Below are 24940 nucleotides of genomic sequence, written 5' to 3' on the forward strand. Positions count from 1 at the left end.
GTGATTTGATGAAAGTTAATGGAACTTTAGTGAATTATTATTTTCATTGTAAACGACAATGTTATTTACATGGCAATCGTTTGAATTTAGAAGATGAAAGTGAAAATGTAAAAATTGGTAAAGCAATCCATGAAGAAAAATATGATAAAGAAAAAAATCGAGAAATTGCTATTGATAATATCAAATTAGATAAATTGACAACAAAGTATTTGACAGAAACCAAAAAATCTGATGCTGATATTGAAGCGGCAAAATGGCAATTGTTATATTATTTAAAAGTTTTAAAATCAAAAGGAATTATCAGAAAAGGTAAATTAGAAATCGTTGAAAAAAACAAGCAAAATAAATCAGTTATTATTGTTGATTTGACAGACGAGATAGAGCGGAAGTTGGATATGATAGAAAAAGAAATTATAAAATTAATCGAAGAAAATAATGTACCAGAAGTTATTAACGATAAAAAATGTAAACAATGTGCGTATTATGCATATTGCTATCTATAGGAGAAATAATTATGGGAAGTACAAAATATATTGCAAGTATAGGTGAATTAAAACGTAAAGATGATTCATTGTGTTTTAGAAGAAATCAAAAAAATATTTATTTGCCAGTAGAAAATATTAAAGAGATATATTGTTTAAATGAAGTTTCTTTAAATACGAAATTATTAGATTTTTTATCCTCTAAAAATATTATTATTCATTTTTTTAATTACTATCAAGGATATAGTGGAACTTTTTATCCTAAAGAAAAATATATTAATGGCAAACTTTTAATTAAGCAAGTAAATGCATTTAATGATAATCGTGAAACAATTGCAAAAGCAATTGTAAATGGGATTAGTAAAAATATTTATGAAGTATTATATCACTACTATAAGCATGAAAAAAAAGAAGTTAAAGCAACTTTAGATTGGATAAAAAAAGAATTGCCAATTTATTTAACAAATGCTGACAATATCAAAAAGATTTTATCTGTAGAAGGAGAGTTATGGCAACGTTTTTATAGCACATTTAAATACATTTTACCAGAAGATTTTATAATGAATAAGCGCGTTAAAAGACCTCCAGATAATCCTATAAATGCACTGATTTCATTTGGGAATACACTACTTTACACAAAGACTATCTCGGCAATTTATCAAACCCATTTGGATCAAAGTATTTCATTTTTACATGAGCCAACAGAACAACGTTTTTCATTATCATTAGATTTAAGTGAGGTTTTTAAGCCGATTATAGTTTTTAGAACTATTTTTGAATTAGTTAATAATCATAAATTAAAAGTCGATAAGCATTTTGATAAAAAAACAAACTATTGTTTATTGAACGATTTAGGAAGACAAATTTTTATTGAGGCCTTTGAAGCAAGAATAGAAACTAAATTTCTACATACTAAATTAAAAAGAAAGATATCATATAAAACGGCAATTAAATATGATGGTTATAAACTAATAAAATATTTGTATGAAGGAAAAGAATTTAAACCATTTTCAATAAGAGAGAAACAATAATGAAAAAGAATATTAATTATAATTATGTAATGGTTTGTTATGATGTTGGTGAAAAAAGAGTTAATAAAGTTTTTAAGATATGCAAAAAATATTTGTCACATTATCAACTTTCAATATTTAGAGGACCAATTACACCTTCAAAGTTAATATTATTAAAAAAAGAATTGAAAAAAGTAATAGATTTAGAAGAAGATTCTGTTAGTATCATTAAGTTACAAAGTGAAAATGTTTTCGAAGAAGAATTATTAGGAATTGTCAAAAAAGAAAATGCAGATGATTTGATAATATAATTTTACCAGCTAAATTAATAATAAATTTCTTTATATTGCTCATATCTCTAAGAGAATAAGAAAATTTAAGTAAAAAATAAGAAATAAAAAAATTTGCTGGTAAAATTTGAAAAAATTGTTGATTTATCAGGTGTTTAATATATAATGATTAAGTGAAAACGGCTTATTTACTATGGTTTAATATCAACATTAGATGTATTTAAATTATTATGTTAGTTGCAAAATTGAAATGCCACAAGAAGTTTAATATCAACATTAGATGTATTTAAATTGAGGCAAGTTAAATAATACGACTCCGTCTTCACCAAGTTTAATATCAACATTAGATGTATTTAAATAACGGTATCGACACAACTAGATTGTGCAATGAGTTCGTTTAATATCAACATTAGATGTATTTAAATAGCGTTTCCTATTCCAAACCTAGAATGGACTGTAAGTTTAATATCAACATTAGATGTATTTAAATAGCAGAAGAAAGTGGCATCGTACCAACTCCAGAAAGGTTTAATATCAACATTAGATGTATTTAAATCTAAAAACAGAGCAAGGCGTAACAAATATTTTTGTCGTTTAATATCAACATTAGATGTATTTAAATTCCTGGTCGCTCCTGTTTAAATAAAACTGGTGAACCTGTTTAATATCAACATTAGATGTATTTAAATACTAGTGAATTAACAGATACAAATTACAATGCATTGTTTAATATCAACATTAGATGTATTTAAATTAGTAATAAATAACAAAGCATATAATATTAATGGTGTTTAATATCAACATTAGATGTATTTAAATTAAGAGAGCATACTGAAAAGCTAAACGCATTAATTGGTTTAATATCAACATTAGATGTATTTAAATGTGTATCGGTGAGGTGTGGACTAGATACACATAGCTGTTTAATATCAACATTAGATGTATTTAAATAAAGAAGTTGTATATTGCTCTATTTGCGCGTTAAATTGTTTAATATCAACATTAGATGTATTTAAATTAGCCCAGCCTCCTTTTTAGCTCCTTGTAGTATGAGTTTAATATCAACATTAGATGTATTTAAATTAGGAATACCATTGTAATATTCTACTACACGTCCAAGTTTAATATCAACATTAGATGTATTTAAATAGGGTATGCGTAGCCAAAAAGGTAAGGCGATAGACGTTTAATATCAACATTAGATGTATTTAAATTATATTTTGGAGATTTTATTTTATAAAAAAGTATAGGTTTAATATCAACATTAGATGTATTTAAATATAAAGGTGACAAGGGTGACGATGGTTCAAATGGCGTGTTTAATATCAACATTAGATGTATTTAAATGGTAACAAATATTGGAAAAAATATAGTTCAAGGAATGTTTAATATCAACATTAGATGTATTTAAATACGTCGTCTGAAAATACAAGAAACTGATGTGCTGTGTTTAATATCAACATTAGATGTATTTAAATATTGAATTATCCCATATCCTGGTAGATAAACCAAAATGTTTAATATCAACATTAGATGTATTTAAATATTGTTATCGTGCCGTTATAATCAAGCGTTTTTTGCGTTTAATATCAACATTAGATGTATTTAAATATTTTTTTGACTGAATAGCAGTTCGTCTAAAAAAATGTTTAATATCAACATTAGATGTATTTAAATATGTCAATGCACCCTTTTTCTCTTAATGCGTCTTGTTTAATATCAACATTAGATGTATTTAAATATAATTAATAATTTATCACTGTTTATTGAGGATTTGTTTAATATCAACATTAGATGTATTTAAATATATAATTATATCACGTTTAGAGCATAAAAAAAAGAGTTTAATATCAACATTAGATGTATTTAAATAGAGGAATATGAAGATGGAATGATTTTAGAACAAGGGTTTAATATCAACATTAGATGTATTTAAATGCAATGTTTGCAGTTGCCTTTTTAGCTAATGTTGCGGTTTAATATCAACATTAGATGTATTTAAATTCAACTGTCATGATGCTATCTTCTTTGTACTTTAAAGTTTAATATCAACATTAGATGTATTTAAATAAAGCAACCACCAAGCTATGGTATTGATTGCCCAATGTTTAATATCAACATTAGATGTATTTAAATTATACTATTGTTTTCCAAGAGAGAAGTGCTTAATCGGTTTAATATCAACATTAGATGTATTTAAATATAAAAACACCTCCATTCAGTGCACTATTTATCTGTGTTTAATATCAACATTAGATGTATTTAAATGACTGATAAAGTGGAAAACCAGTATGAGACTGTTTAGTTTAATATCAACATTAGATGTATTTAAATTTTTAATTTTCCTCCTGATAATCAATAGATTTAACGTTTAATATCAACATTAGATGTATTTAAATCCTTGCACGCTGGGTTGTTTTGTTGAGTTTTTTCTTGTTTAATATCAACATTAGATGTATTTAAATCTAAATACAATTGCATTACCGTCACTCGAAACATAGTTTAATATCAACATTAGATGTATTTAAATTTGCAATAGAATACTGCGCCATAATCAGATTTTGACGTTTAATATTAACATTAGATGTATTTAAATGCTCCATTCGATGATGGTTATGTAACTAGTGAATGTTTAATATCAACATTAGATGTATTTAAATTTAAAAAGCAGCTGATTAGCAGTCTTAGCGAACCTGTTTAATATCAACATTAGATGTATTTAAATTTGTTTGAAAGCATAATGGTAATGAAAAAATTCAACGTTTAATATCAACATTAGATGTATTTAAATACAGTGAACTGGAATATAAAAACAGACAGGAAAGGTTTAATATCAACATTAGATGTATTTAAATATTTTGAATTTACCTTCATTTGAATCGGTTACTACGTTTAATATCAACATTAGATGTATTTAAATATGCTGGCATCTATTGTCCATACTCCGTTCTCGTCAAGTTTAATATCAACATTAGATGTATTTAAATTCTTCCATGACAGTTGAAGGCGGATGAATTCCAAAAAGTTTAATATCAACATTAGATGTATTTAAATACGATACAGACAAGAAAATTGGCTTATAAAAAACGTTTAATATCAACATTAGATGTATTTAAATTTTTTAGCAATTCTATAATTAGTATCGTCTACTTTGTTTAATATCAACATTAGATGTATTTAAATAAAGCTTCGGGACTTTAACTCATCTGAAGCACAAAGTTTAATATCAACATTAGATGTATTTAAATAACTGTGTTAATTTAATTGGCTTTGGAATTTTTAATGGTTTAATATCAACATTAGATGTATTTAAATTAAGTACCAACGCAATACAAAGAGTAGTCCTCGAACGTTTAATATCAACATTAGATGTATTTAAATTCAGTAATCTGAATCTGGACTGGAATTCTTTTGTTACGTTTAATATCAACATTAGATGTATTTAAATTTGTTTTACCCCTTATCGTCCATAAATATAAATTGTGTTTAATATCAACATTAGATGTATTTAAATGTAGTTACTGGTGATCCGATACAGGCATGCTACAAAGTTTAATATTAGCAATTGGATGTATTGAGATTTAGACAAGATATTTATTTGGACTTAGGATGTTAGAATTTTAATATTTTTATGCTATTTTTAAAATATTAAAATTATATGACAGAAAAGAAAAATTATAAGAAATTATAAAAAAATGTTTTATTTTGAAAGTAGATTTTATATAATCTCTCATATGAGAGGTAAAAAAATGGAGATATCAAATAAATTGACCAAAGCTATTAGAGAGGTTAATTATCTAAGAGTTGAAAATGCAGCACGATATCGTGTAATCATGCGATACTTTTTTTTAGAATATGAAAAAATACATTATTGGCTTCATAAAGAAGATATATATGAAATGATAAAGGAGCTTGATGAGTTTCAAAATTATACTATGGATTTGTGTCAACAAGATTTACAAAGTCTAGTAGAATGGGGAAATTTAACAGCTATACAAGATAGTCAAAAAGTTAAGACAGTTGAAGATTTTAAAAATCGAAAATATCGTTATCAATTAACAGAATATAGTGTTGAAATTGAAAGATTAACTATTCGACTAGAGAATTTAGAAATTGAAGGAGCTTCATTGGAACCAACTTTATTAGAACGAATATATCAAAATTTATGTCAAATAAATGGAGTAAGTAACAAAAAGGATAGCGAGATTCATGCATGGTTACAATACTTAATCAGTGATTTTATTACACTGAATCAAAATTACCAAGATTATATTAAAACTTTAAATAGTGCAAAAGCCGAAGAACTTATGAAAACTGAAGCATTTTTAATTTATAAAGATAAATTAATTAGTTATTTAAGGTCATTTGTTAAAACAATGCAAGAAACTGGTAATTTAATTGCTTTACAATTAGAAAGCATCGATCAAAATCTAATAGAAAAATTAATTAATCAAGCAGTTAATTATGAATTATCGATTCCACGAATTGATATCGAATTAGATGAAAAAAGTATTTATGATAATTATCGTGGAAAATGGGAAAGTTTTTATCGCTGGTTTGTTGGTAGTGAGGGCCTAAATGAAATTGACCGTTTGAATGATATAACTAATGAAATTATTCGTAAAATAACGCGTTATGCTACTCAAATTGTTGAATTAAATAATCGTGGTTCTAATCGTAAAGAGCAATATGAACATCTAGCGAAAATATTTTTAAAATGTCAAGATATTAATGAAGCGCATTGTTTAAGTGCTTATGTTTTTGGAGTTAGTGATTGCCTGCATTTAAAAAATCTTAGTTCTAGAGAAACCGATAATATAAACAGTGGTGTTTATGAAGAAAAACCAGATACTTTAAAATTCGATAGTCATTCTAGAATAGTTCGTAAAAAAACAATTAGAAAACCATCAAAAGATTATTCGCTAGAAAGAAAAATTCAACAATTGGAAATAGAAGAGAATATTGCTAAACAAAAAGAAAAGATAAACCAGCTAATTATTGATAATCAAATTGCTTTTAATAATTTACCGATAATTGATGAACAAACTCGAAAAACTTTATTATCGTGGCTTTCAAAAGGTTTATCACAAACAAATCGAAAAGCTAAAACTGATGATGGAAAATATTTTTATATAGACGATAGTGAAATCACTGTAGAGTGCGTTGTAAAATGCTATGATGGGGATTTTATTATGCCCGCATATAAAATTATTTTCTTGGAGGAAGAAAATGAACACTAAAGAAATGTTATTATCCAAAAGATGGATTTTAAAAAAGGATGATCGTGATATGTATTATCGAATTAAAGATGATGCAAAAAATTTAAAACGAATTTTTCAAGATAATTTTGGATATTCGTTAATAAGCCATCAGAATTTTATAAAAATTGATAAAGTTCCAGGAAAAGCAGAGCCATGGATGGGAATAACTGAATTTAAAACTGTTGAAGAATATCAGATTTTATGCTATATTCTAATCTATTTAGAAGATAAAGATGCTGATGAACAGTTTATATTATCCTATTTAACAGAGTTTATTCAAATGCAATTAAATGTTAGTGATGATTATTGGTTAAAATTTACTAATCGTAAAAAGTTTGTTAATGTATTAAAATTTTGTTTAAAAGAACAACTATTTATTCAAGACGATGGTGAAATGGAACATTTTGTTCAAGATGAAAATGTTGAAGTTTTATTTGAAAATACTGGGTTATCAAGATATTTTATGCGCAATTTTGTTTATGATATTTTTGAAAATCAAACTCCACAAGACTTTATGAAAGAAGAATGGGTTGGTTTACAACAAGATCGGGGCATTGTAAGAAAACAAAGAATATATCGCCGCCTTATGTTATCTTGCGGTATTTATAAAGAGAATGAAAATAATGATGATTTTACTTTTATTCGTCATTATCGAAAACGAATTCAAAATGATTTTCAACAAATTTGTCCTTGTGAGTTGCAGGTTTATAAATCAAGTGCCTATTTGATTTTTGATGAAGATGTTAGAATTGGAAAAATGTTTCCTAAAAATAATACTTTGGATGAAATGATCATAATAATTATGACATATTTAAGAAAAAGAATTAAAAACTCTGATTTAAAAAAGGATAATAATGAAATGACAGTGATTTCTATCAATCGACTAAAAAATACAATTGAAAGAATGATTAAAGAAAATGAAAGTTTTTTACCGGCAACATATCGAAAAAAAAGTCGATCACTTTTTATTGAAGAATTATATCAATATTTAATTGAATTGGGATTTATTCAATTAATAGATAATAACAATATAGTCTTATACCCGGTAATAGGTAAATTAGCGGGTACTTATCAGGGGGAATAATATGAGTTTAAGCCAATGGAAAATGAATCGTTTGGGATTAGTTGATTTCTGGTGTTATGAAAATGATGAATTTAATTTTGAAAATGGTCATATGTTACTTAGAGGAAGCAACGGAAGTGGAAAATCAGTTACAATGCAAAGCATGATTCCATTATTATTAGATGGGAATCGTAGCAGTGAAAGGTTGGATCCTTTTGGTACCCGTTCTAGAAAAATGGATACATATTTAATTGATGAAAACTCTGACCGTGATGAAAGAATTGGTTATTTATATTTGGAATTTAAAAGGTTAGCTAGTGATGTATTTAAAACAATTGGTATGGGGATACGAGCACGAAAAAACAAACCATTGGATACTTGGTATTTTGTAATTGAAGATAATCGTCGAGTCAATATTGATTTTAAATTAATGGAAAATCATTTTACATTGACAAAGAAACAATTAGAAAACGTACTTGGTGATCAAGTAATTTCTAGCCAAAAAGAATATATGCGCAAAGTAAATGATAGCTTATTTGGTTTTGAAAATATTGATGATTATAAAGATGCAATTGATCTATTGTTGCAATTACGTTCTCCAAAATTATCTAATTCTTTGAGTCCTTCTAAAATCAATGAAATACTAGCTCAGTCATTGCAACCGTTAAGTGAAGATGATTTACGCCCAATGAGTGAAGCAATAACGAGTATGGATAATCTTCAAGATGATCTAGAAAATTTAAATACTAGTTACGATGCTGCTAAACGAATTAATCAAGCATATGATGTTTATAATAAGGTGATTTTAGTTGATAAATGGCAAAAATTTAGTCGTGAAAATGAGCAAAAAAATCATATTATTAAAGATATTGAAGAAAAAGAATCAAATTTAAGAAAAATTGATGCTGAATATTATCAATTGCAAGAAGATTTACAAAAAAATAAAATTAATTTAGAAATTAAACAAAGCGAGAAAAAGGATTTGATCAATCCTAATATTGAAAATATGCATGATGAATTAGTAAATTTAAAAAATCAAAATCAATTATTTTCTAACCAGATTAATCAAAAAGAAGAACAACATGAAAACAAAACTAACAAAGTAATTGATTTACAAAATGAAATTGAAAAATACCAAAATGAAATATACCAGCTAGAAAAAGAATATAACAATATTACTAATACATTAAATCACATTGTAGAAGATTTTCCTTTTAGTGAACATAGCGTTATTAAAGAAGCATTAAATAATAATGAAGCAATAGATTTTGAATATACTAAAAATTGTTTAAAACAAGAAAAAAATAAAACACAAAATATTATTAATCTATTTAATCAACATGATTCAATCTATAGACAAATACAAAGCATTAATGATGAAATAGCTGTATATAATAATGATCTAACTAAATGGAGTCAAAAATATCAAAATGCAACGAACCAATACTCTAATTGTGTTAATCAATATCAAGAATATTTTTATCAGTTTAATGAAATAAATCGTATTTTAAAACTTAGTAATTTAGAAATCGAAGAAATGACTAATCATTTAATTGATTACGAGTATAATCAAGAATATACACCAATTTATAACATAGTCCATAATAATTATTTAAAACAACTGGAGCAACTTACTAATGAGCTTGCTTCTTTAAAAACAACATTAAGACAGCATCATGACCAATATCGAGCTTTAGAAAACGAATACCAAAACTGGCTCAATAAAACGGACATTGAACCAATTCGTGATGAATTAACAACTCTTTATCGTCAAAATTTAGCTAATAAGCATATTGAATATACACCATTATTTAAATTATTAGAATTTGATCAATCTCTAGACCAAGATGCTAAAAATAAAATAGAAGAGATTTTATCACAAATGCATTTATTAGATGCAATTGTCATAGAAGAAAAGTGGCAGGAATTATTGATTAATGGTGATGATTTAGGACATGATTATTATCTATGGACTAAAAACAATCTTAATGATTTAAAGACGGTATTATTAACAATGCCGTTTGACAAAAATAGTTTATTGAGTTCATTAGCACAATTGGGAATTGAGTTAACAGGGACATTAGATATCAATGAACGCTATTTTAAAAATGGTATTCTAGAGGGTTCTATTGACGGAAATATTAATTCTAATTATATTGGTTTTCAAAGCCGTGAACAATATCGTCAAAAGAAATTAGAACAATTAAAACAGGAATTAGAAAATGAAGATCATCAAATCAAATTAATTGATAATGATATCATCAATTTAAATGATTCAGTTGCTTTATTAAAACAAGAAATGCAATCTTTTAAAGATGAAAAAGAACTTAAAACAGCATATTTACAAATAGAACGAACGCAAAAAGAAATTGATTTTATTCAGGATAAAATCAATCAATTAAATAAACATAAAAAAGATAAAGAAAATATGTTGGAAAACATTTATTCACAAATAAAACAAGATTGTAGTGAATTATTGATTAATGTTTCTAAAGGAGCAGTAATAAATAGACTTGAAAGTATTGAAGAGTATGTTAATAAGTTAGATGAATTAAAAAACAATTTAGATCACATTACTAACATAAAATCACTCTTAACAATTAATCAAGATAATTTACTAGAATATCAAGATGATGTTGATTTACTTTATAGTGAAATAGCTACTTTAAAACATAATTATCAAATCAATCAAGGTAAAATTAAAACTATTGAACAACAATTACAAGAAGCCGGGTATACCGATTTACAACTTAAATTAGAACAACTTGATCAAGAAATCATCGCTTTGCAACAAGCCATTGAAGATAATGTATCGTCATCTTCAACTAAAAAAGCTGAACAAGCCTATAATAAAGAAGAATTAAATAATTTAAAAGAACAATTAGTTTTACAAGAAAAATGTACTCAAAAATACCACGATATCTTAATGCAGGAACTACAATATGGTTTTATCTTTACTGAAGATGATAATTTGTTTAAAAATATAAAACAACTAGCTAGTAAAATTAAAATTACTAAATCAGTTAATGAATATGCAACTAGTTTACAAGGAGTCTTTTTTGAACAAGCATCTTATTTGTCGCAATATCATTTAACTCATGAAGTTGATGAATTATGTCATGAAGCTGATGATGTCAATGGTCACTTTATAATTAAAGCTACTTATTTAGGAAAGAAAATACCATTTAAAGAGTTACTAAATATTTTACAAGAACGAATTGAATCGCAAAAAATGTTAATTCAAGAAGAGGATCGTCATATTTTTGAAGAAATTTTAGTAAATACAATTGGTAAAAAAATAAGAGATCGTATTCAAGCAAGTCGACGTTGGGTTGACAAGATGGAACGGTATATAAAAGATATGAACACTAGCAGTGGATTGCAATTGACTTTAAGATGGCAAAGTAAAAAATCTTTGGCTGATGATGAATTGGATATTCAAGATTTAGTTAAATTACTAGAAAAAGATTATCGTGTTTTAAAAGACAGTGATCGGCAAAAAATATCCCAGCATTTTAGGACCAAGATTGAAAATGCACGGCGATTAAGCCTTGATGAAAATATAACGGCCTCATTTCATCAATTAATTAAAGAAGTAATGGATTATCGTCAATGGTTTGAATTTGTATTATATGCGAAAAAACCTAATGAAAATCGTAAAGAATTAACCAATAGAGTCTTTTTTGCATATAGTGGTGGTGAAAAAGCAATCTCAATGTATGTACCGCTATTTTCTGCAGTTGCAGCGAAATTTGAAAGTGCTAGATCTGATGCTCCGCATTTGATTGCTTTAGATGAAGCTTTTGCAGGAGTTGATGAAAATAATATTGATAATTTATTTGCTTTAATAACTAAATTTGATTTTGATTATATTATGAATTCACAAGTTTTATGGGGTGATTATCCTTCTTGTAAATCGCTAGCTATTTATGAATTATTTAGACCTAATAATGCTCCGTTTGTTACTAAAGTAGCCTATAAGTGGAACGGACATATCCGTAAAGCCGTTATCTGATGATATCAAAAGATTGTATCGAATATTTTAAACATCCCGGTTTTAAAAGATTTAACGAAGCCTGGATTAGAAAATATCAAAGTTTAGGGCATTTAGGTGGACAAATAATTTTACACGAATTAACATCTCTAGAACAAGAAACAATAGGTGCTTTATTAGGTGTTGATTTAACTAATGGCACATTAAAATTAAGTTATAATAAATTTAATCAATTATTACAAGAAACAAAATTTGAAGGAATTAATTATTTAGATGTTCTAAAAAAAGTAGCTACCAAACCTATAGTTACTAATAAAGAAATAAATTCTCAAAAATTAGTACTGATTGAAAATTTCAAAAAATACTTTATTACTAAATATCAACAAAAACGTTGTTATCCATGGCTAAAAGAATATTTAGACAATGATAGGCAAGTAAATCGTTATATTTATAATAATGAAAATGAATTTTTATTATTATTGGATAAAATAGCAACAGCATTAAATAATTTACCAGTTTATCACAATCAATACCTTTTATTACCAGTTTTTAGTCAAAAAATTACTAGTGATCCTCATTTTTTTGATCAGGATTTCCACAAAAAGTTATTAATTGATGGGATTATCATGTTATTAAAAATTGATAAGCAAAAATTAACGCTCCATAAAGTAAATGAGATTTTGTTTCAAGCTGGCTTACTAAAAGATGATTTGTCCAATAACTGTTATATTTGCCATCTTAAACCCGATGGTGCTTCAAATTGGGAAGGATTTTATCAAAACTATGAACCATGGAATATGAATCTCTATAACTTGATGCAAGTAAATCAAAAGTTTAAAGTAATGCATGTTTATATTGTTGAAAACCCATCAGTTTTTCGAGTTTTAGTAAATTATATTAAAGATAAGCAGCTAGATGTAGGGTTGATTTGCAGCAATGGGCAAATTAATTTATGTACTTATATGTTATTAGATTTTTTAAGCCAAAGTGGTTGCAACCTATATTATGCAGGTGATTTTGATCCGGAAGGATTATTAATTAGTGATAAATTGAAACAAAGATATTTAGACTCCCTTAATTTGTGGGGCTATAGTAAAGAAAATTTTTATCAAATTTTATCTAAGCAGCAACATCTCTCTAGTAAAAGATTAAAAAAGCTTAGTAATCTTCAAACCCCTGTATTAAAAAATATTGCTGATTTAATAATTAAAAATACTGCTTTTGGCTATCAGGAAGGCCTGATTTCTTTCTATAAAAAAACGATTAAGTAAAAACCTCAAGAGAATATTTCACTTTTGAGGCTTTTTAGTTTCAATATTATTTCTTAGGGTAAGTGATCTATAATTAACACACTATAAGTGAACCAATGATTGTGAGATAATACTTACAAATGAGGTCGTATGAGCAAAAATATTTTCATCCAGTTGGAATATAATGGTTTTAGATTAAAGCTTTTCCCCGGTTTCGATGAAGAACTGCTTAAATCTGTTATCAGATGCTGTGTTTATCATTTCTAATAGAACCAGAAAATCGATTAAGGTTCTTCACTGGTGCATCAATGGTTTTGAACTTTATACTAAGACCGTTACCGACAAATCTAAATATCAATGGCCAAGCAATGAAAATGAAGCTATGCTGATCACTAAAAAACAGCTTAGCTGGCTGCTCGATGGTTTGAGTATCCATCAGTCCAAAACATTCCATGAAATGAAACAAAGGATTTTTTGATCCAGGCTAAAAAAAAGGTATCAAGTTCTTGATACCTGAGCTTTCTTTATGTTCCATGGCATTAATGATTCCAGTTCATCAGCCTCATCAAACAGGTGGATATTTTAATGTGCTGACGATACCATGTTAATGGTGTGACGACAGTGTGTTAATTATAGACCACTTACGCTTTAGATACCTTTTTTAGTACGAATTGATGGATTTTTTTGCATGAAAAATTCTTTTAGTTCATATTTTTTAGCAATATCTTTATTAAAAATAATATATTGTTTAGCTTTGGAAACAACTAAAACATAATTAGTAGTTTCTAGATATTGATTAAAGTGCTGGTAATTAATATCAACATGGGCATTAGTATTTGTATTTGTTATTGCTAAAAATTGATCATCAAATTTATATTTATAAATAATTTCATCACCAGTATTTGTTTCTTGGAATCGTTCATAGATAAGATGAGAATAATTTTTCTTTTGTCTATATAAAAAATATTGAAGTACAGCAATAGCAACTATAACTATCAAAAATAAAACAATATTTGTTGCAAGATTATTTTGTAAACAATTTATTAATACATAAATTAAGATAAAAATTGAACCACCATTAATAATATAAACATTTCTTTTAGGAAACATCGCTTCAGATATTTCATTAGAATCACTAATTTTAAATGTACATATAATCTCCATAAAATTCACTTCCTTTAAATTTAGTCAATTAAATAATTTAGATTTCAATTATCCTACTATCAACTTGCAACGCTAGTGAAATACTTTTAATAAATTCTTTTCGAACATCATCAATTAAATTCAAACACCATTTAATACCACAACCAAAACAAATTTGAGAACACATATCATAAAGTTCTTCAGGATTAGATTGATTATGAATTTGATTACTTTCCTGAGCCTTTTTTATTAAAATACAAACAACCGTTTTTACCATATCAATTTCATCAAAAGTTCCATGATTGTTTTTAAGATTTGTGATAAAAAGCTGAGCATATAAATCCTTAGTAAATACCTGCATTCGTTCAATAATTAGATCAAAGACATAGATGATTTGTTGCCAGTAATTATCAGCAGAAGTAATATTAACAATCAAATCATATAATTCATCATTAATTTGATCAAAAAAATAAGTTAATATATCTTCTTTTGATGAAATATAACGATAAAAAGTTGTTTTAGTTATATTACATTTGTCACATATATCATTAATAGTTACATTATCATACCCTTTTTCTTTAAATAAATTATATGAAATACTAATTATATTCTTTTTAACATCTTTGTACATATTATCACCATTTTTACTATAACAAATATTTAATGTAGATGCAAAAAAGATATTGATGAAAGCGCTTTATAGATGTAAAATATTACTAGAGTAACATTTTATAATACCGTGTTGTAGGAGGGAATTAAAATGAATTATGAAAAATTATTTACACCAATGAAAATAGGTAAGATGGAAGTAAAAAACCGTTTATCTTTTTCACCAATGGGGACAAACTCAGCATTTACTAATGGTCGAAAAGATGAACAAGAAATTGATTATTTCATTCGCCGTGCTAAAGGTGGCGTAGGGATGATTGTTAATGGTTGTCAAATGTTAAATGAAGCAATCGCCCAAGGGTCAATGGAAGGATATCTCGACAGTTATACAGTTTTACCAGCACTTACAAGTATGGTTGATGGGGTTCACCGTTATGGTGCTAGAATTATTTGTCAAATTTCACCAGGTACAGGAAGAAATGCTTTCCCTGATACTAACGGAAATCCGCCAATGTCAGCTTCTGCTATTCCAAGTGCTTTTGATCCAAATATTATTTGTCATGCTTTAACAAAAGATGAAATTAGTAATATTATGAAAATGACAGAATTTGCAGCTGGTGTTGCACGTGACGCTGGATATGATGGTATTGAAATTCATGCTCATGCAGGATATTTAATTGACCAGTTTATGTCTCCTTGCTGGAACAAAAGAACTGATGAATATGGAGGATCATTTGAAAATAGAGCTAGATTTCCACGAGAAATGGTTGCTGCTATTAGAAGAGCTGTTGGGCCTGATATGCCAATTATTTTCCGTATTTCATTAGATCATCGTTTTGAAGGCGGTCGTACTTTAGAAGAATCAATGAAATTATTAGAAGCTTTAGATGATGGAAACATTGATGCTTTTGATATTGATGCTGGAAGTTATGAAACATTAGATTATATTTTCCCACCAGCATATTTAGGAACAGCTTGTATGGATTATGTTTGTAAAGAAGCTAGAAAACATACTAATAAACCACTTTTAAATGCTGGAAATCATGATCCTGAATCAGCCCTTAGATTAATTGAATCTGGTGAAGCAGATTTTGCATCATTAGGTAGACCTTTGATTGCTGATCCTGATTTACCAAAAAAATTAATGAAGGGATTAAGAAAAGAAGTAAGACCATGTATTCGCTGTAATGAATTCTGTATTGGACGTATTTGGAATAATCATACTAAATTAGGATGTGCTGTTAATACTGAGGCAATGGAAGAAGTAAGATTCCATCTTGAAAAAACAGATGATCCTAAAAATGTTGTTATTGTTGGTGCAGGGCCTGCTGGTTTAGAAGCTGCCAGAGTTGCGGCATTAGAAGGACATCATGTTTCAATTTATGATAAAGGTAGTCGTTTAGGTGGAACAATGAGAACAATTGCTACAGCTAAATTTAAAACAAAGATTAAAGAATTAGCAGATTATTTTGAATACCAGTTAGATAAATTAGGTGTTGACGTTCATTTAAATACTACTGTAACTGGTGAAGAAGAATTTTTAGAAAAAGCAGATGTAATCTTTGTAGGAACAGGAACCGTACCAGTAATTCCAAATATTCCAGGTATTGATAATAGTAAGGTTATTGATATTATGACAGCGCATAGTGATGAAAGCTTAATTAAAGGTGACGATATTGTTATTTGTGGTGGCGGACTTTCTGGATGTGACGCAGCTTTAGAACTTGCAAGTGAAAAAGGTAAAAAAGTTACAATTATTGAAATGACTGAAGAATGTGCCAAAGATGCTATGTTTATTAATAAGATTACATTATTTAATCAATTAGCTAAAAATAATGTTACTTTAATGACAAACACTAAAGTTGTTTCAATTGATGATGATGGTGTCCATGTTGAAACTTCTAAAGGAGAAAAAATTGTTGAAGCAGATACAATTATTTCAGCCTTTGGTATGAAACCATTAACTGATATTGCTGATATAATTGACAGTAAATATCATAATAAAACTCGTAAAATTGGAGACTTATATAAAATTGGAAAAATCGGTAATGCTATTCGTGAAGGATATTATGCCGGTTCATCAATTGACTAGTTAAAAGGCTATGCTTTAAAACATAGCCTTTTAATATTTATAATTGTATAAATATATTGACTTAAGTTAGTTGAACATATGAAAGTATGTTAAAACCATGGAGTGGTAAGTAGTTATGCAAAAAAATCTTTTTGAGGAAAGCGATAGCTTGAATGAAGAATGAAAGTAGCGCCTTGAGATGCAAACAAATAGTAGAGACTTATAGTTGTACTAAAAATGTGCCTTTAATAATTTAGATGATGAATCATTAAAAATAAAGAATCCAATAAAAGCAAGAATCATTGTAATTGTTTCTAGAATAGTAAAAAATATTTTTTGTTATATTTACTCATACAATTGACTACCATATATTACTTATAACTAATATTGGAATGCCTGGATTGCTTATTAGTTTATCTTAATTATAAGTTTTAAAAACTTATAAATTTTAATGAAATTTGAATATTAAATAATCAATGATATTCAACAAAATCGCTTCATGTTATAATTAAGATAACAAGTAACAAGGAGGAAGGAAAATGAGATACAAAATATTAGGTGACTCGGATTGTCCATTAGTGCATATTGAATTAGGGATGAATGAAAAAGCTAAGATTGAAAGAGGCGCTATGGCTTATGTTTCTAATGTTGATTTAGAAGGGAAAATGAATAGTTCTAAAAAAGGCCTTGGTGGTGTTTTAGGAGCAATAGGCAGAAGTCTTACTAGTGGTGAAAGTATGTTTATGACACATGCAACAGGAAATAGTAATGATGCATATATCGGAATTGCACCTGCTATTCCAGGTAAGATTCATTGTTTACATGTAGAAGCAAATAAACAATATTGTTTAAATACTGGAGCTTTTTTAGCCAGTGATGAAAGTGTTGATTATATTATGAAATCACAAAATGTTGGAAAAGCATTGTTTGGGGGAACTGGTGGCTTCTTTATTATGCAAAGTCAAGGTGAAGGAGATCTTTTAGTAAGTGCTTTTGGAGATATTTTGCCACTAGAAGTGACTCCTGATTATCCTGTTACAATTGATAATGAACATGTTGTTGCCTGGGATGCTTCTTTAAATTATGATATTCATGTTGCTAGTGGGTTATTTGGTTTTACGACGGGTGAAGGTCTTGTTAATGAGTTTCATGGTAGTGGAACAGTTTTAATTCAAACTAGAAATGTTCATAATTTAGCGGATGCAATACGCCCATTTTTACCATCATCTAACTGATTAAGTAAAAAGATTTAATGAGATGAACCGTATTATATTAATAATGACGGTTCATTTTCATTAAAATTGGTAAAGAAAATAATTATTAATATTGTATATTAAAAATATAAATTTTATTTGTGTAAACTGATGATTGGGGTGTTTATAGTTTTTTAGTTAGTATCTTGATTTTAATAATAGGACTGCTATGTTAAAAAAATTATGATTTAGTATTTATAAAGATTACATTATTTTGCTAATGATTTTCTTAGATAAAAATAATAAAGAATATTTACATAAGATAAAAAATCATTATGATAAAATTGTTGAAGGTGAATTAGAATTAGTAAAAATATTTAATTAATTACACTTAACTTATTCAAAAATTAGAAGAAAATATATATATAAAGATGTATGAATCGATTGAGCTCGTAGATATGGCAATAATAATTGCTGATTTAAGAAAAAACGAAAAACATATATTTTCGATTATGGTTAGGTAATAAAAATAGATTGTCAAAATTATTATCATCTGTTAATAAAAATGCTGTAGAAAATTTATTTACGCTAATACTTCAAGTAAATCAACTTTTTTAAAGACGTTTGGTGTTAATCTTATTATGGCTAAAGCATGTCATATATATTTTAGTGAATCGTTGTCAGTGAAACCATTAATACTAAATCATCAGTATTTATTACTGCTCACGATTTAGCTTTAGTCAATTTTTTAGATTATCTACAATATCTTTTTATGGATAAAGTAAAAAAGTTTTATTATGACCATAAAATAAAAAACGATTTCCAAGATGGCAATGGCATTAAATTAATACATGACTAATTAAATGAGACAATATTTATATAAAAGGATTTTCAAGGCAATTGATAATCAAAATTTTATTTAATAAAAATATTATTAAGAAAAGAGGAAAAAAATGAAATTTTTAAATTATGGTTCGTTAAATATTGATAAAATATATGAAGTTGAGCATTTTGTTCGGGCTAAAGAAACTTGTGCATCACTGAGTTACTATGAATTACCAGGTGGTAAAGGTTTAAATCAGTCAATTGCTTTAGCTCGTTTGAATATTCCGGTTTATCACGCTGGAAAGATTGGCAAAGATGGTTTATTTTTAAAAGACCTTTTAGAAAATCAAGGAGTTAATACTAAATATTTACAAATAAGTGATGAAGTTAGTGGTCACGCTATTATTCAAGTTGATCAGCAAGGTGAAAATTGTATTTTACTTTATGGTGGGGCTAATCAAACTATTACTAGTGATGAAATCAAAATGACTTTTAAGGATTTTTCTAAAGGAGATTGTCTATTTTTACAAAATGAAGTTAATCGTATTGATGAAATGATCAACTTAGCTAAAGAAAAAGAAATGCTTGTTGTTTTAAATCCTTCACCAGTAAATAATATCAAAGAAAAAATTTCTTTTGAACAGATTGATTATTTAATTTTAAATGAAGTTGAAGGACAAGCATTAACCAATCAAGAAAAGCCAGAAAAAATATTGGAGACATTAATTCAGGAATATCCGCATATAAAAATTATTTTAACTTTAGGAAGCCAGGGAGCTATTTATCAAGATTGTCAGCAAATCATTAGACAGTCTGCATATCCTTGTTCGTGTTTAGATACAACTGGTGCTGGAGATACGTTTACAGGCTTTTTCTTTAGTGTTTATTTTACTAGTAATGATATTAGCTATGCTTTAAAAAAAGCAGCTCAAGCTTCTAGTTTAGCAATTACTAGAAAAGGTGGTGCTAGTGCTATCCCAACATGGCAAGAACTTGAAAAAAATAATTAGGAGGATTTTATGGACTTACAGTTAAATAAAGTGTATCGCCATTTTAAGGGCAAAAAATATCGCGTGTTATATTTAGCAACCCATAGTGAAACTTTAGAACAATTGGTAATTTATCAGGCACTTTATGGTGATTATGAAATTTTTGCTCGACCATTAGAAATGTTTATCTCCAAAGTTGACAAAGAACGTTATCCTGATGCTAGTCAGGAATATCGTTTTGAATGTATTGAATAAGATGTTTTAAAAACTGTTTTTACTTCTTTAGGGTTACTTGGTATAATTATTAGTTCAGTTATTGGTTTCATTTTTAATTGTGTTGTAAGTATTTTTATTACTCAATTATTTTTAGAATAGGTAAGATCTTTTGTAATGATGTTAGCTGGATTATTATCTAGAGTAGGATTAGGAAGGATTGTTTAGTTAAAATATGACAAAAATTAAATACAGACATTGTGGGTCGTATTTGTAGTGATAAAAGGTAATTTAATTACATTGATTATTTATATATTGAAATTGATGATACTTATAAAACCACGAAAGTTTTTCGTGGTTTTAATATATTTAAGTAATGTAAAAGACTTTTGACAGACAAAAAAAGTACTTTAAGTTATACTTTTTATGAAAGGAGGGAGAAAATGCAATTAGGAAAACATATAAAACAATTGCGTCATGAAAAATCATTATCACAAGAAAAACTAGCTGAAATGGTTTATGTATCTAGACAAACTATTTCTAATTGGGAAAATGATATCCCGACTTTCTAAAGATTCCGATAAATAAAAACATAAGACCAACTATCTTTGATGATAATTGGTCTTTTTTGATGTGAACTGATTAAAATGTCGGAATCTTTTTTTGTTAAAATGATAGTAGAAAGGAGGTGAAATTATGACGATAGATGAGGTTGTTGATAGGGCTATGGCTTTTATAGAAAAGGATCAATTTTCAGAAAAATGGATATATACATCTAAATTATTCTACAAAAATAAGTTACTTCCATTATTTACTGATAAAAAGGAATTTGATTCTAAAATCATTATTCATCTTATTGATGAGTATACATCTATGTATGAAAACTCTCAATTATCTCGCTCCACATTTAATTCGAGAATAAGATGGCTCAGGATATTGTTGGATATTTCTAAAGGATTAGAGCCGAAGAGTCATTATAGACGAAAATCCCTATATAAATATAATCCCAGTGAAGAAAATCTTTTAATGATTGAAAAAATTTGTACATTTGCTCAATCATCTTCGATCAATGTTAGCCAATATATTATTGCTTCTTTAAGAAAGTTTTTTTGCTATTTGGAAGAAAAGAATATCGTATTAGAATCTTTAACTGATGAAATAATAATTCAGATCATTTTTGATTATAAGCAGACGCACAAAGATATCAGATATTTTATTAAAGCTTTGGATCTGATTACCAGATATCTTAAATCCTGTGAAATAGCTCACTTAAATTTAAATCTTGAACATATAAAAGCTAGAAGAAACGAAAGTTTAATTGAACCTTTTGATCCTGACCAGATTTCTAAATTGATCGAATATGCTTTGAATCTTAATAGTGCTAGCGGTTCACGCTTTGCTGCTTTTGTTGGCTTGACTGCTTTTACAGGCATAAGAGGATGCGATGCTGTTAATTTAAAATTTCAGAATATTGACTGGGATAGACAACTCCTGATGTTTACACAATTAAAAACTCAAATTCCTGTGGTTTTACCAATTCCCAATAAAGCTCTAAACCTGTTAGGAAAATATATCATCAATTATCGAAAAAAACCTATTGATTCACAGGATAATGATTATATTTTTATGACCTTGACATCACCTATTCGCCTTATGAAGAATCATGCTACTATAACTAAACAAATTCAAGATTATTCAAAAAAAATCTTGAATGTAGAAGTGAAAAAATATCAAGGACTTCATTCCATAAGGAGAATGTTTGCAACCAAGCTCGTAAACAGTAATGTTGATTCTAAAACTGCTTCTCAGATGCTGGGACATACTTCCTTTTCTAGTGATGATCGCTATATGTCCTATGATAGATTTAAAGTGATGAAATGTGCCTTGGATTTTCAAAAAATTCAAATTGAAGGAGGTGTCTATTTTGAAGACAAACAAGATGATCCTTGATGATTTTGAATCATTCATTAAATTTCGAATAGGTACAGGATATGCAGGCTATGCTATGAATTATGCAAAAAGATATGCTCAATTTCTTTATTCAAACTATGGGAACGAGGAGGAAGTTACCGAAGAAATGCTACAAGAATACTTGAAACTTCACCCTCATAATAATCATAACACATATGCAAATGCTATTGCTGAAATACGTACATTTTCTAAATACATCAATCAAACAGGACGTAAAGCTTATATTCCTGATAAAGATTATACTTATTGGAAAAAAAGGACTGAATTCATACCCTATCTTTTAAATGATAAGGAGCTTAAGATGTTCTTCGATCATCTTGATTCCTATAGTGATAAAGATCTGTATGAACGAAGAGCTAATAGAAAAGTTGTTTTTCCAATTTTATACAGAATGATGTATTGTTGTGGTATGAGACCTCAGGAAGTATTGAATCTGAAGACTATCGATGTTGATCTTGCTTTTGGCGATATTTATATAAGAAAAACAAAATCATATAGAGACAGGCATATCATCATGTCTTCAGATATGCTTGATCTTTGTCATCGTTATATGAATCTCCACGTATCGCTATATCATGATTATTTTTTTGATAAGCCAGATGGAAAAAGATATACATCAGATGATTTATATTATTGTATCAAGCATTTTAAAAAGAAAACCGGATTTAATAAGCCAAATTTTAGATCTTATTGCTTCAGGCACATGTTTGCTACTGAAAATTTGATAAAATGGATAAATAATAGCGAAGACATCACGATGCTTTTACCATATCTATCAGTCTATATGGGCCATACAGATATCAGGCATACGCTCTATTATATACATTTGCTACCTGAACATTTAAGAAAGGCGGCTAAGATTGATTGTGATCTTTTTGAATCAATCTATCCGAAATGGGGCTATGATATATGAGCAAACTAAAAATAAGTAAAGCGACCAGACTAATAGCTCAAGAATGCAACACTTTTTTGAACACCTATCTGATTGAATATAAAAGACGACAACCGAATACAATTAAATCTTATAAAGATATGTTCAGCGTATATTTTAAATTTCTAAAAAGCGAAAGAGATAAAGAGATTTGGAAAATTACAGTTGATGATTTTTCTTCTGAAAATATCATATTATTCATGAAGTGGCTAAACGAAAGTAACAATAATAAAAATACGACAATCAATAAGCGATTGAGCGAATTAAAAACTTTCTGTGGATATTTATGTAAAAACGGTCATATAGATCCTTTGAATTATTCAAAAATACAGGACATCACTCCAATGAAAACAGAAAAAAATCAATTGAAAGAAGAACTATCAATAAAACAAGTTCATGCTATTCTTTCCCAACCAAATATAAATAAGAGAAAAGGTAGAAGAGATTGTTGTCTTATGACTATATTATATGATACTGGTTGTCGTTGTGATGAATTACTAAGTCTTAAATTGAAAGATCTAAGGTTCAATAAAGATGTTTGTGATATAAAGATTCTTGGTAAAGGAAGAAAATATCGTGCGACTCCACTAAGTAAACAAGCTACAAAAATATTAAAAATGGATAGGTTACACTAAATTGGACAGTTTCTAAGAGAACTGTTACAATTTAGAAAGTAAAAGTGAGGTAAACTAAAATGGCAAGAGAAAGAAGAACCTATAGTGATGAATTTAAACAAAAAATTGTAGAATTATATAATAGTGGTAAACCTAGAGCTGAATTGATTCGTGAATATGAATTAACTCCTTCTGCTCTATCTTCATGGATTAATAAGTTTAACTCTACCGGTTCATTTAATATCGAAGATAATCGCAGCGATGCAGAAAAAGAACTTATTAAACTTCGTAAAGAAAATCAGCGATTAAAAATGGAAAATGATATTTTAAAGCAGGCAGCGCTGATTATGGGACGAAAATAAATATTATCATTTCCAACGCAGATAAATATCCAATCAGCGCTATGTGCAAATTATTAGATATACCTAGATCGTCGTTATATTATAATCGCAATAATAATTTAAAAAAGAAAAAATCCAATGATCATGATTTAACTGATTTAATAAAAGAAATATTTAAAAATAGTCGAAACAATTATGGTTCAAGGAAGATCAAAGTGGAATTAGCCAAGCGCGGCCATATCGTCAGCAGAAGAAGAATCAGACGTATCATGAAGAAAAATGGCCTGGTATCCAGCTATACAGTAAAGCAGTATAAACTACACAAAACAAAATGTAATAATGACAGTATAGATAATAAGCTTAATCGGAATTTTAAACAGGAAAAAAGAATGAAAGTAGTTGTCAGTGATCTGACATATGTTAATGTAGGTGGCAAATGGAATTATATATGTCTTATGTTAGACTTGTATAACAGAGAGATTGTAGGATATGCAGCTGGAAAAAATAAAAATGCCGAACTGGTTGAAAAGGCACTTTATTCAATAAAATATGATTTAAGTAAGATAGAATTGTTTCATTCGGACTATGCCGAAGAAAAAACTATACCGAAGTTTTGGATACGTAAGATGAAAATAGCCTAATTCTTCGGTATAGTATTCCTGTTAATCCAGACTATATGGATCCTTAACT

Annotated in this window: 20 protein-coding genes and 1 CRISPR repeat array; of the genes, 18 read left to right on the forward strand and 2 right to left on the reverse strand. The window is 27.6% G+C overall.

The features are described from left to right. Nucleotides 1-8: 8 nt before the first annotated feature. From B5F09_RS06305 to tnpB, 8 genes are all read left to right on the forward strand, one after another. Nucleotides 9-503, forward strand: a complete 495-nt coding sequence (locus B5F09_RS06305) for a CRISPR-associated protein Cas4 (protein WP_087372753.1) — start codon at nt 9-11, stop codon at nt 501-503. Between the two features lie 11 nt (nt 504-514). Next, nucleotides 515-1513 carry a type I-B CRISPR-associated endonuclease Cas1b gene (gene cas1b, locus B5F09_RS06310; protein ID WP_087372756.1) on the forward strand — a complete coding sequence of 333 codons (999 nt, stop codon included), beginning with the start codon at nt 515-517 and terminating at the stop codon, nt 1511-1513. Then, on the forward strand, nt 1513-1803 hold the full coding sequence (gene cas2 / locus B5F09_RS06315) for a CRISPR-associated endonuclease Cas2 (RefSeq protein ID WP_087372759.1): 291 nt from the start codon (nt 1513-1515) through the stop codon (nt 1801-1803). Before cas1b ends, cas2 begins: the two co-directional genes overlap by 1 nt. A gap of 175 nt (nt 1804-1978) precedes the next feature. Further along, nucleotides 1979-5363: a CRISPR direct-repeat array (repeat unit 30 nt; unit sequence GTTTAATATCAACATTAGATGTATTTAAAT). A 168-nt stretch (nt 5364-5531) separates the two neighbouring features. Further along, nucleotides 5532-7022: a TIGR02677 family protein gene (locus tag B5F09_RS06320; RefSeq protein ID WP_087372762.1), complete on the forward strand. Its 1491-nt coding sequence runs from the start codon at nt 5532-5534 to the stop codon at nt 7020-7022. Further along, nucleotides 7012-8127, forward strand: coding sequence for a TIGR02678 family protein (locus B5F09_RS06325; RefSeq protein ID WP_158095809.1), 1116 nt, complete (start codon nt 7012-7014; stop codon nt 8125-8127). The genes B5F09_RS06320 and B5F09_RS06325 overlap by 11 nt, the downstream gene beginning before the upstream one ends. A 1-nt stretch (nt 8128) precedes the next feature. After that, nucleotides 8129-12121 (forward strand): TIGR02680 family protein, encoded by a 3993-nt coding sequence (locus B5F09_RS06330; protein WP_087372768.1) that lies wholly within the window; start codon nt 8129-8131, stop codon nt 12119-12121. After that, nucleotides 12121-13371, forward strand: coding sequence for a TIGR02679 domain-containing protein (locus B5F09_RS06335; protein ID WP_087372771.1), 1251 nt, complete (start codon nt 12121-12123; stop codon nt 13369-13371). The genes B5F09_RS06330 and B5F09_RS06335 overlap by 1 nt, the downstream gene beginning before the upstream one ends. A 196-nt stretch (nt 13372-13567) precedes the next feature. After that, nucleotides 13568-13828 (forward strand): IS66 family insertion sequence element accessory protein TnpB, encoded by a 261-nt coding sequence (gene tnpB, locus B5F09_RS06340; RefSeq protein ID WP_087372774.1) that lies wholly within the window; start codon nt 13568-13570, stop codon nt 13826-13828. A 170-nt stretch (nt 13829-13998) separates the two neighbouring features. Here the strand turns inward: tnpB and B5F09_RS06345 are convergent, their stop codons facing one another. Continuing rightward, nucleotides 13999-14514 carry a hypothetical protein gene (locus tag B5F09_RS06345; RefSeq protein ID WP_087372777.1) on the reverse strand — a complete coding sequence of 172 codons (516 nt, stop codon included), beginning with the start codon at nt 14512-14514 and terminating at the stop codon, nt 13999-14001. A gap of 37 nt (nt 14515-14551) precedes the next feature. After that, nucleotides 14552-15124, reverse strand: coding sequence for a TetR/AcrR family transcriptional regulator (locus B5F09_RS06350; protein ID WP_087301704.1), 573 nt, complete (start codon nt 15122-15124; stop codon nt 14552-14554). A gap of 129 nt (nt 15125-15253) precedes the next feature. Between B5F09_RS06350 and B5F09_RS06355 the strand changes: the two genes are divergently transcribed. The 10 genes from B5F09_RS06355 (at nt 15254) to B5F09_RS06400 (ending at nt 24891) form a co-directional block, all read left to right on the forward strand. Continuing rightward, nucleotides 15254-17194: an NAD(P)/FAD-dependent oxidoreductase gene (locus B5F09_RS06355; RefSeq protein WP_087372780.1), complete on the forward strand. Its 1941-nt coding sequence runs from the start codon at nt 15254-15256 to the stop codon at nt 17192-17194. Nucleotides 17195-17712: 518 nt separating this feature from the next. Next, nucleotides 17713-18408, forward strand: a complete 696-nt coding sequence (locus B5F09_RS06360) for a TIGR00266 family protein (RefSeq protein WP_087301700.1) — start codon at nt 17713-17715, stop codon at nt 18406-18408. Between the two features lie 911 nt (nt 18409-19319). Beyond that, on the forward strand, nt 19320-20201 hold the full coding sequence (locus tag B5F09_RS06365; protein ID WP_087372783.1) for a ribokinase: 882 nt from the start codon (nt 19320-19322) through the stop codon (nt 20199-20201). Nucleotides 20202-20210: 9 nt separating this feature from the next. After that, a complete protein-coding gene (locus B5F09_RS06370) occupies nt 20211-20435 on the forward strand; it encodes a DUF1653 domain-containing protein (RefSeq protein WP_087372786.1) in 225 nt (74 codons plus the stop codon). 401 nt (nt 20436-20836) lie between these two features. Continuing rightward, nucleotides 20837-20965 (forward strand): helix-turn-helix transcriptional regulator, encoded by a 129-nt coding sequence (locus B5F09_RS06375; RefSeq protein WP_087301694.1) that lies wholly within the window; start codon nt 20837-20839, stop codon nt 20963-20965. Between the two features lie 124 nt (nt 20966-21089). Further along, nucleotides 21090-22343: a tyrosine-type recombinase/integrase gene (locus tag B5F09_RS06380; protein WP_087372789.1), complete on the forward strand. Its 1254-nt coding sequence runs from the start codon at nt 21090-21092 to the stop codon at nt 22341-22343. After that, complete coding sequence (locus B5F09_RS06385) at nt 22318-23277, forward strand: tyrosine-type recombinase/integrase (protein ID WP_087372791.1); 960 nt, start codon at nt 22318-22320, stop codon at nt 23275-23277. The genes B5F09_RS06380 and B5F09_RS06385 overlap by 26 nt, the downstream gene beginning before the upstream one ends. Beyond that, the gene (locus tag B5F09_RS06390; RefSeq protein WP_087372793.1) at nt 23274-23930 is read left to right on the forward strand and encodes a tyrosine-type recombinase/integrase; all 657 of its coding nucleotides are present in this window, start codon (nt 23274-23276) and stop codon (nt 23928-23930) included. Before B5F09_RS06385 ends, B5F09_RS06390 begins: the two co-directional genes overlap by 4 nt. Before the next feature lie 59 nt (nt 23931-23989). Continuing rightward, nucleotides 23990-24271 (forward strand): transposase, encoded by a 282-nt coding sequence (locus B5F09_RS06395; protein ID WP_087372796.1) that lies wholly within the window; start codon nt 23990-23992, stop codon nt 24269-24271. Between the two features lie 41 nt (nt 24272-24312). After that, nucleotides 24313-24891 carry an IS3 family transposase gene (locus B5F09_RS06400; RefSeq protein WP_087372799.1) on the forward strand — a complete coding sequence of 193 codons (579 nt, stop codon included), beginning with the start codon at nt 24313-24315 and terminating at the stop codon, nt 24889-24891. The last annotated feature ends 49 nt before the right edge of the window (nt 24892-24940 follow it).

The organism is Erysipelatoclostridium sp. An173, assembly GCF_002160495.1.
In the GTDB taxonomy this organism is placed as follows: domain Bacteria; phylum Bacillota_I; class Bacilli_A; order Erysipelotrichales; family Coprobacillaceae; genus Thomasclavelia; species Thomasclavelia merdavium.

Excerpts from the sequence above, each read along its gene's own strand:
- B5F09_RS06305 (WP_087372753.1), top strand. The coding sequence starts at position 9 with ATGAAAGTTAATGGAACTTTAGTGAATTATTATTTTCATTGTAAACGA.
- cas1b (WP_087372756.1), top strand. The coding sequence starts at position 515 with ATGGGAAGTACAAAATATATTGCAAGTATAGGTGAATTAAAACGTAAA.
- cas2 (WP_087372759.1), top strand. The coding sequence starts at position 1,513 with ATGAAAAAGAATATTAATTATAATTATGTAATGGTTTGTTATGATGTT.
- B5F09_RS06320 (WP_087372762.1), top strand. The coding sequence starts at position 5,532 with ATGGAGATATCAAATAAATTGACCAAAGCTATTAGAGAGGTTAATTAT.
- B5F09_RS06325 (WP_158095809.1), top strand. The coding sequence starts at position 7,012 with ATGAACACTAAAGAAATGTTATTATCCAAAAGATGGATTTTAAAAAAG.
- B5F09_RS06330 (WP_087372768.1), top strand. The coding sequence starts at position 8,129 with ATGAGTTTAAGCCAATGGAAAATGAATCGTTTGGGATTAGTTGATTTC.
- B5F09_RS06335 (WP_087372771.1), top strand. The coding sequence starts at position 12,121 with ATGATATCAAAAGATTGTATCGAATATTTTAAACATCCCGGTTTTAAA.
- tnpB (WP_087372774.1), top strand. The coding sequence starts at position 13,568 with ATGAAGAACTGCTTAAATCTGTTATCAGATGCTGTGTTTATCATTTCT.
- B5F09_RS06345 (WP_087372777.1), bottom strand. The coding sequence starts at position 14,514 with ATGGAGATTATATGTACATTTAAAATTAGTGATTCTAATGAAATATCT.
- B5F09_RS06350 (WP_087301704.1), bottom strand. The coding sequence starts at position 15,124 with ATGTACAAAGATGTTAAAAAGAATATAATTAGTATTTCATATAATTTA.
- B5F09_RS06355 (WP_087372780.1), top strand. The coding sequence starts at position 15,254 with ATGAATTATGAAAAATTATTTACACCAATGAAAATAGGTAAGATGGAA.
- B5F09_RS06360 (WP_087301700.1), top strand. The coding sequence starts at position 17,713 with ATGAGATACAAAATATTAGGTGACTCGGATTGTCCATTAGTGCATATT.
- B5F09_RS06365 (WP_087372783.1), top strand. The coding sequence starts at position 19,320 with ATGAAATTTTTAAATTATGGTTCGTTAAATATTGATAAAATATATGAA.
- B5F09_RS06370 (WP_087372786.1), top strand. The coding sequence starts at position 20,211 with ATGGACTTACAGTTAAATAAAGTGTATCGCCATTTTAAGGGCAAAAAA.
- B5F09_RS06375 (WP_087301694.1), top strand. The coding sequence starts at position 20,837 with ATGCAATTAGGAAAACATATAAAACAATTGCGTCATGAAAAATCATTA.
- B5F09_RS06380 (WP_087372789.1), top strand. The coding sequence starts at position 21,090 with ATGACGATAGATGAGGTTGTTGATAGGGCTATGGCTTTTATAGAAAAG.
- B5F09_RS06390 (WP_087372793.1), top strand. The coding sequence starts at position 23,274 with ATGAGCAAACTAAAAATAAGTAAAGCGACCAGACTAATAGCTCAAGAA.
- B5F09_RS06395 (WP_087372796.1), top strand. The coding sequence starts at position 23,990 with ATGGCAAGAGAAAGAAGAACCTATAGTGATGAATTTAAACAAAAAATT.
- B5F09_RS06400 (WP_087372799.1), top strand. The coding sequence starts at position 24,313 with ATGTGCAAATTATTAGATATACCTAGATCGTCGTTATATTATAATCGC.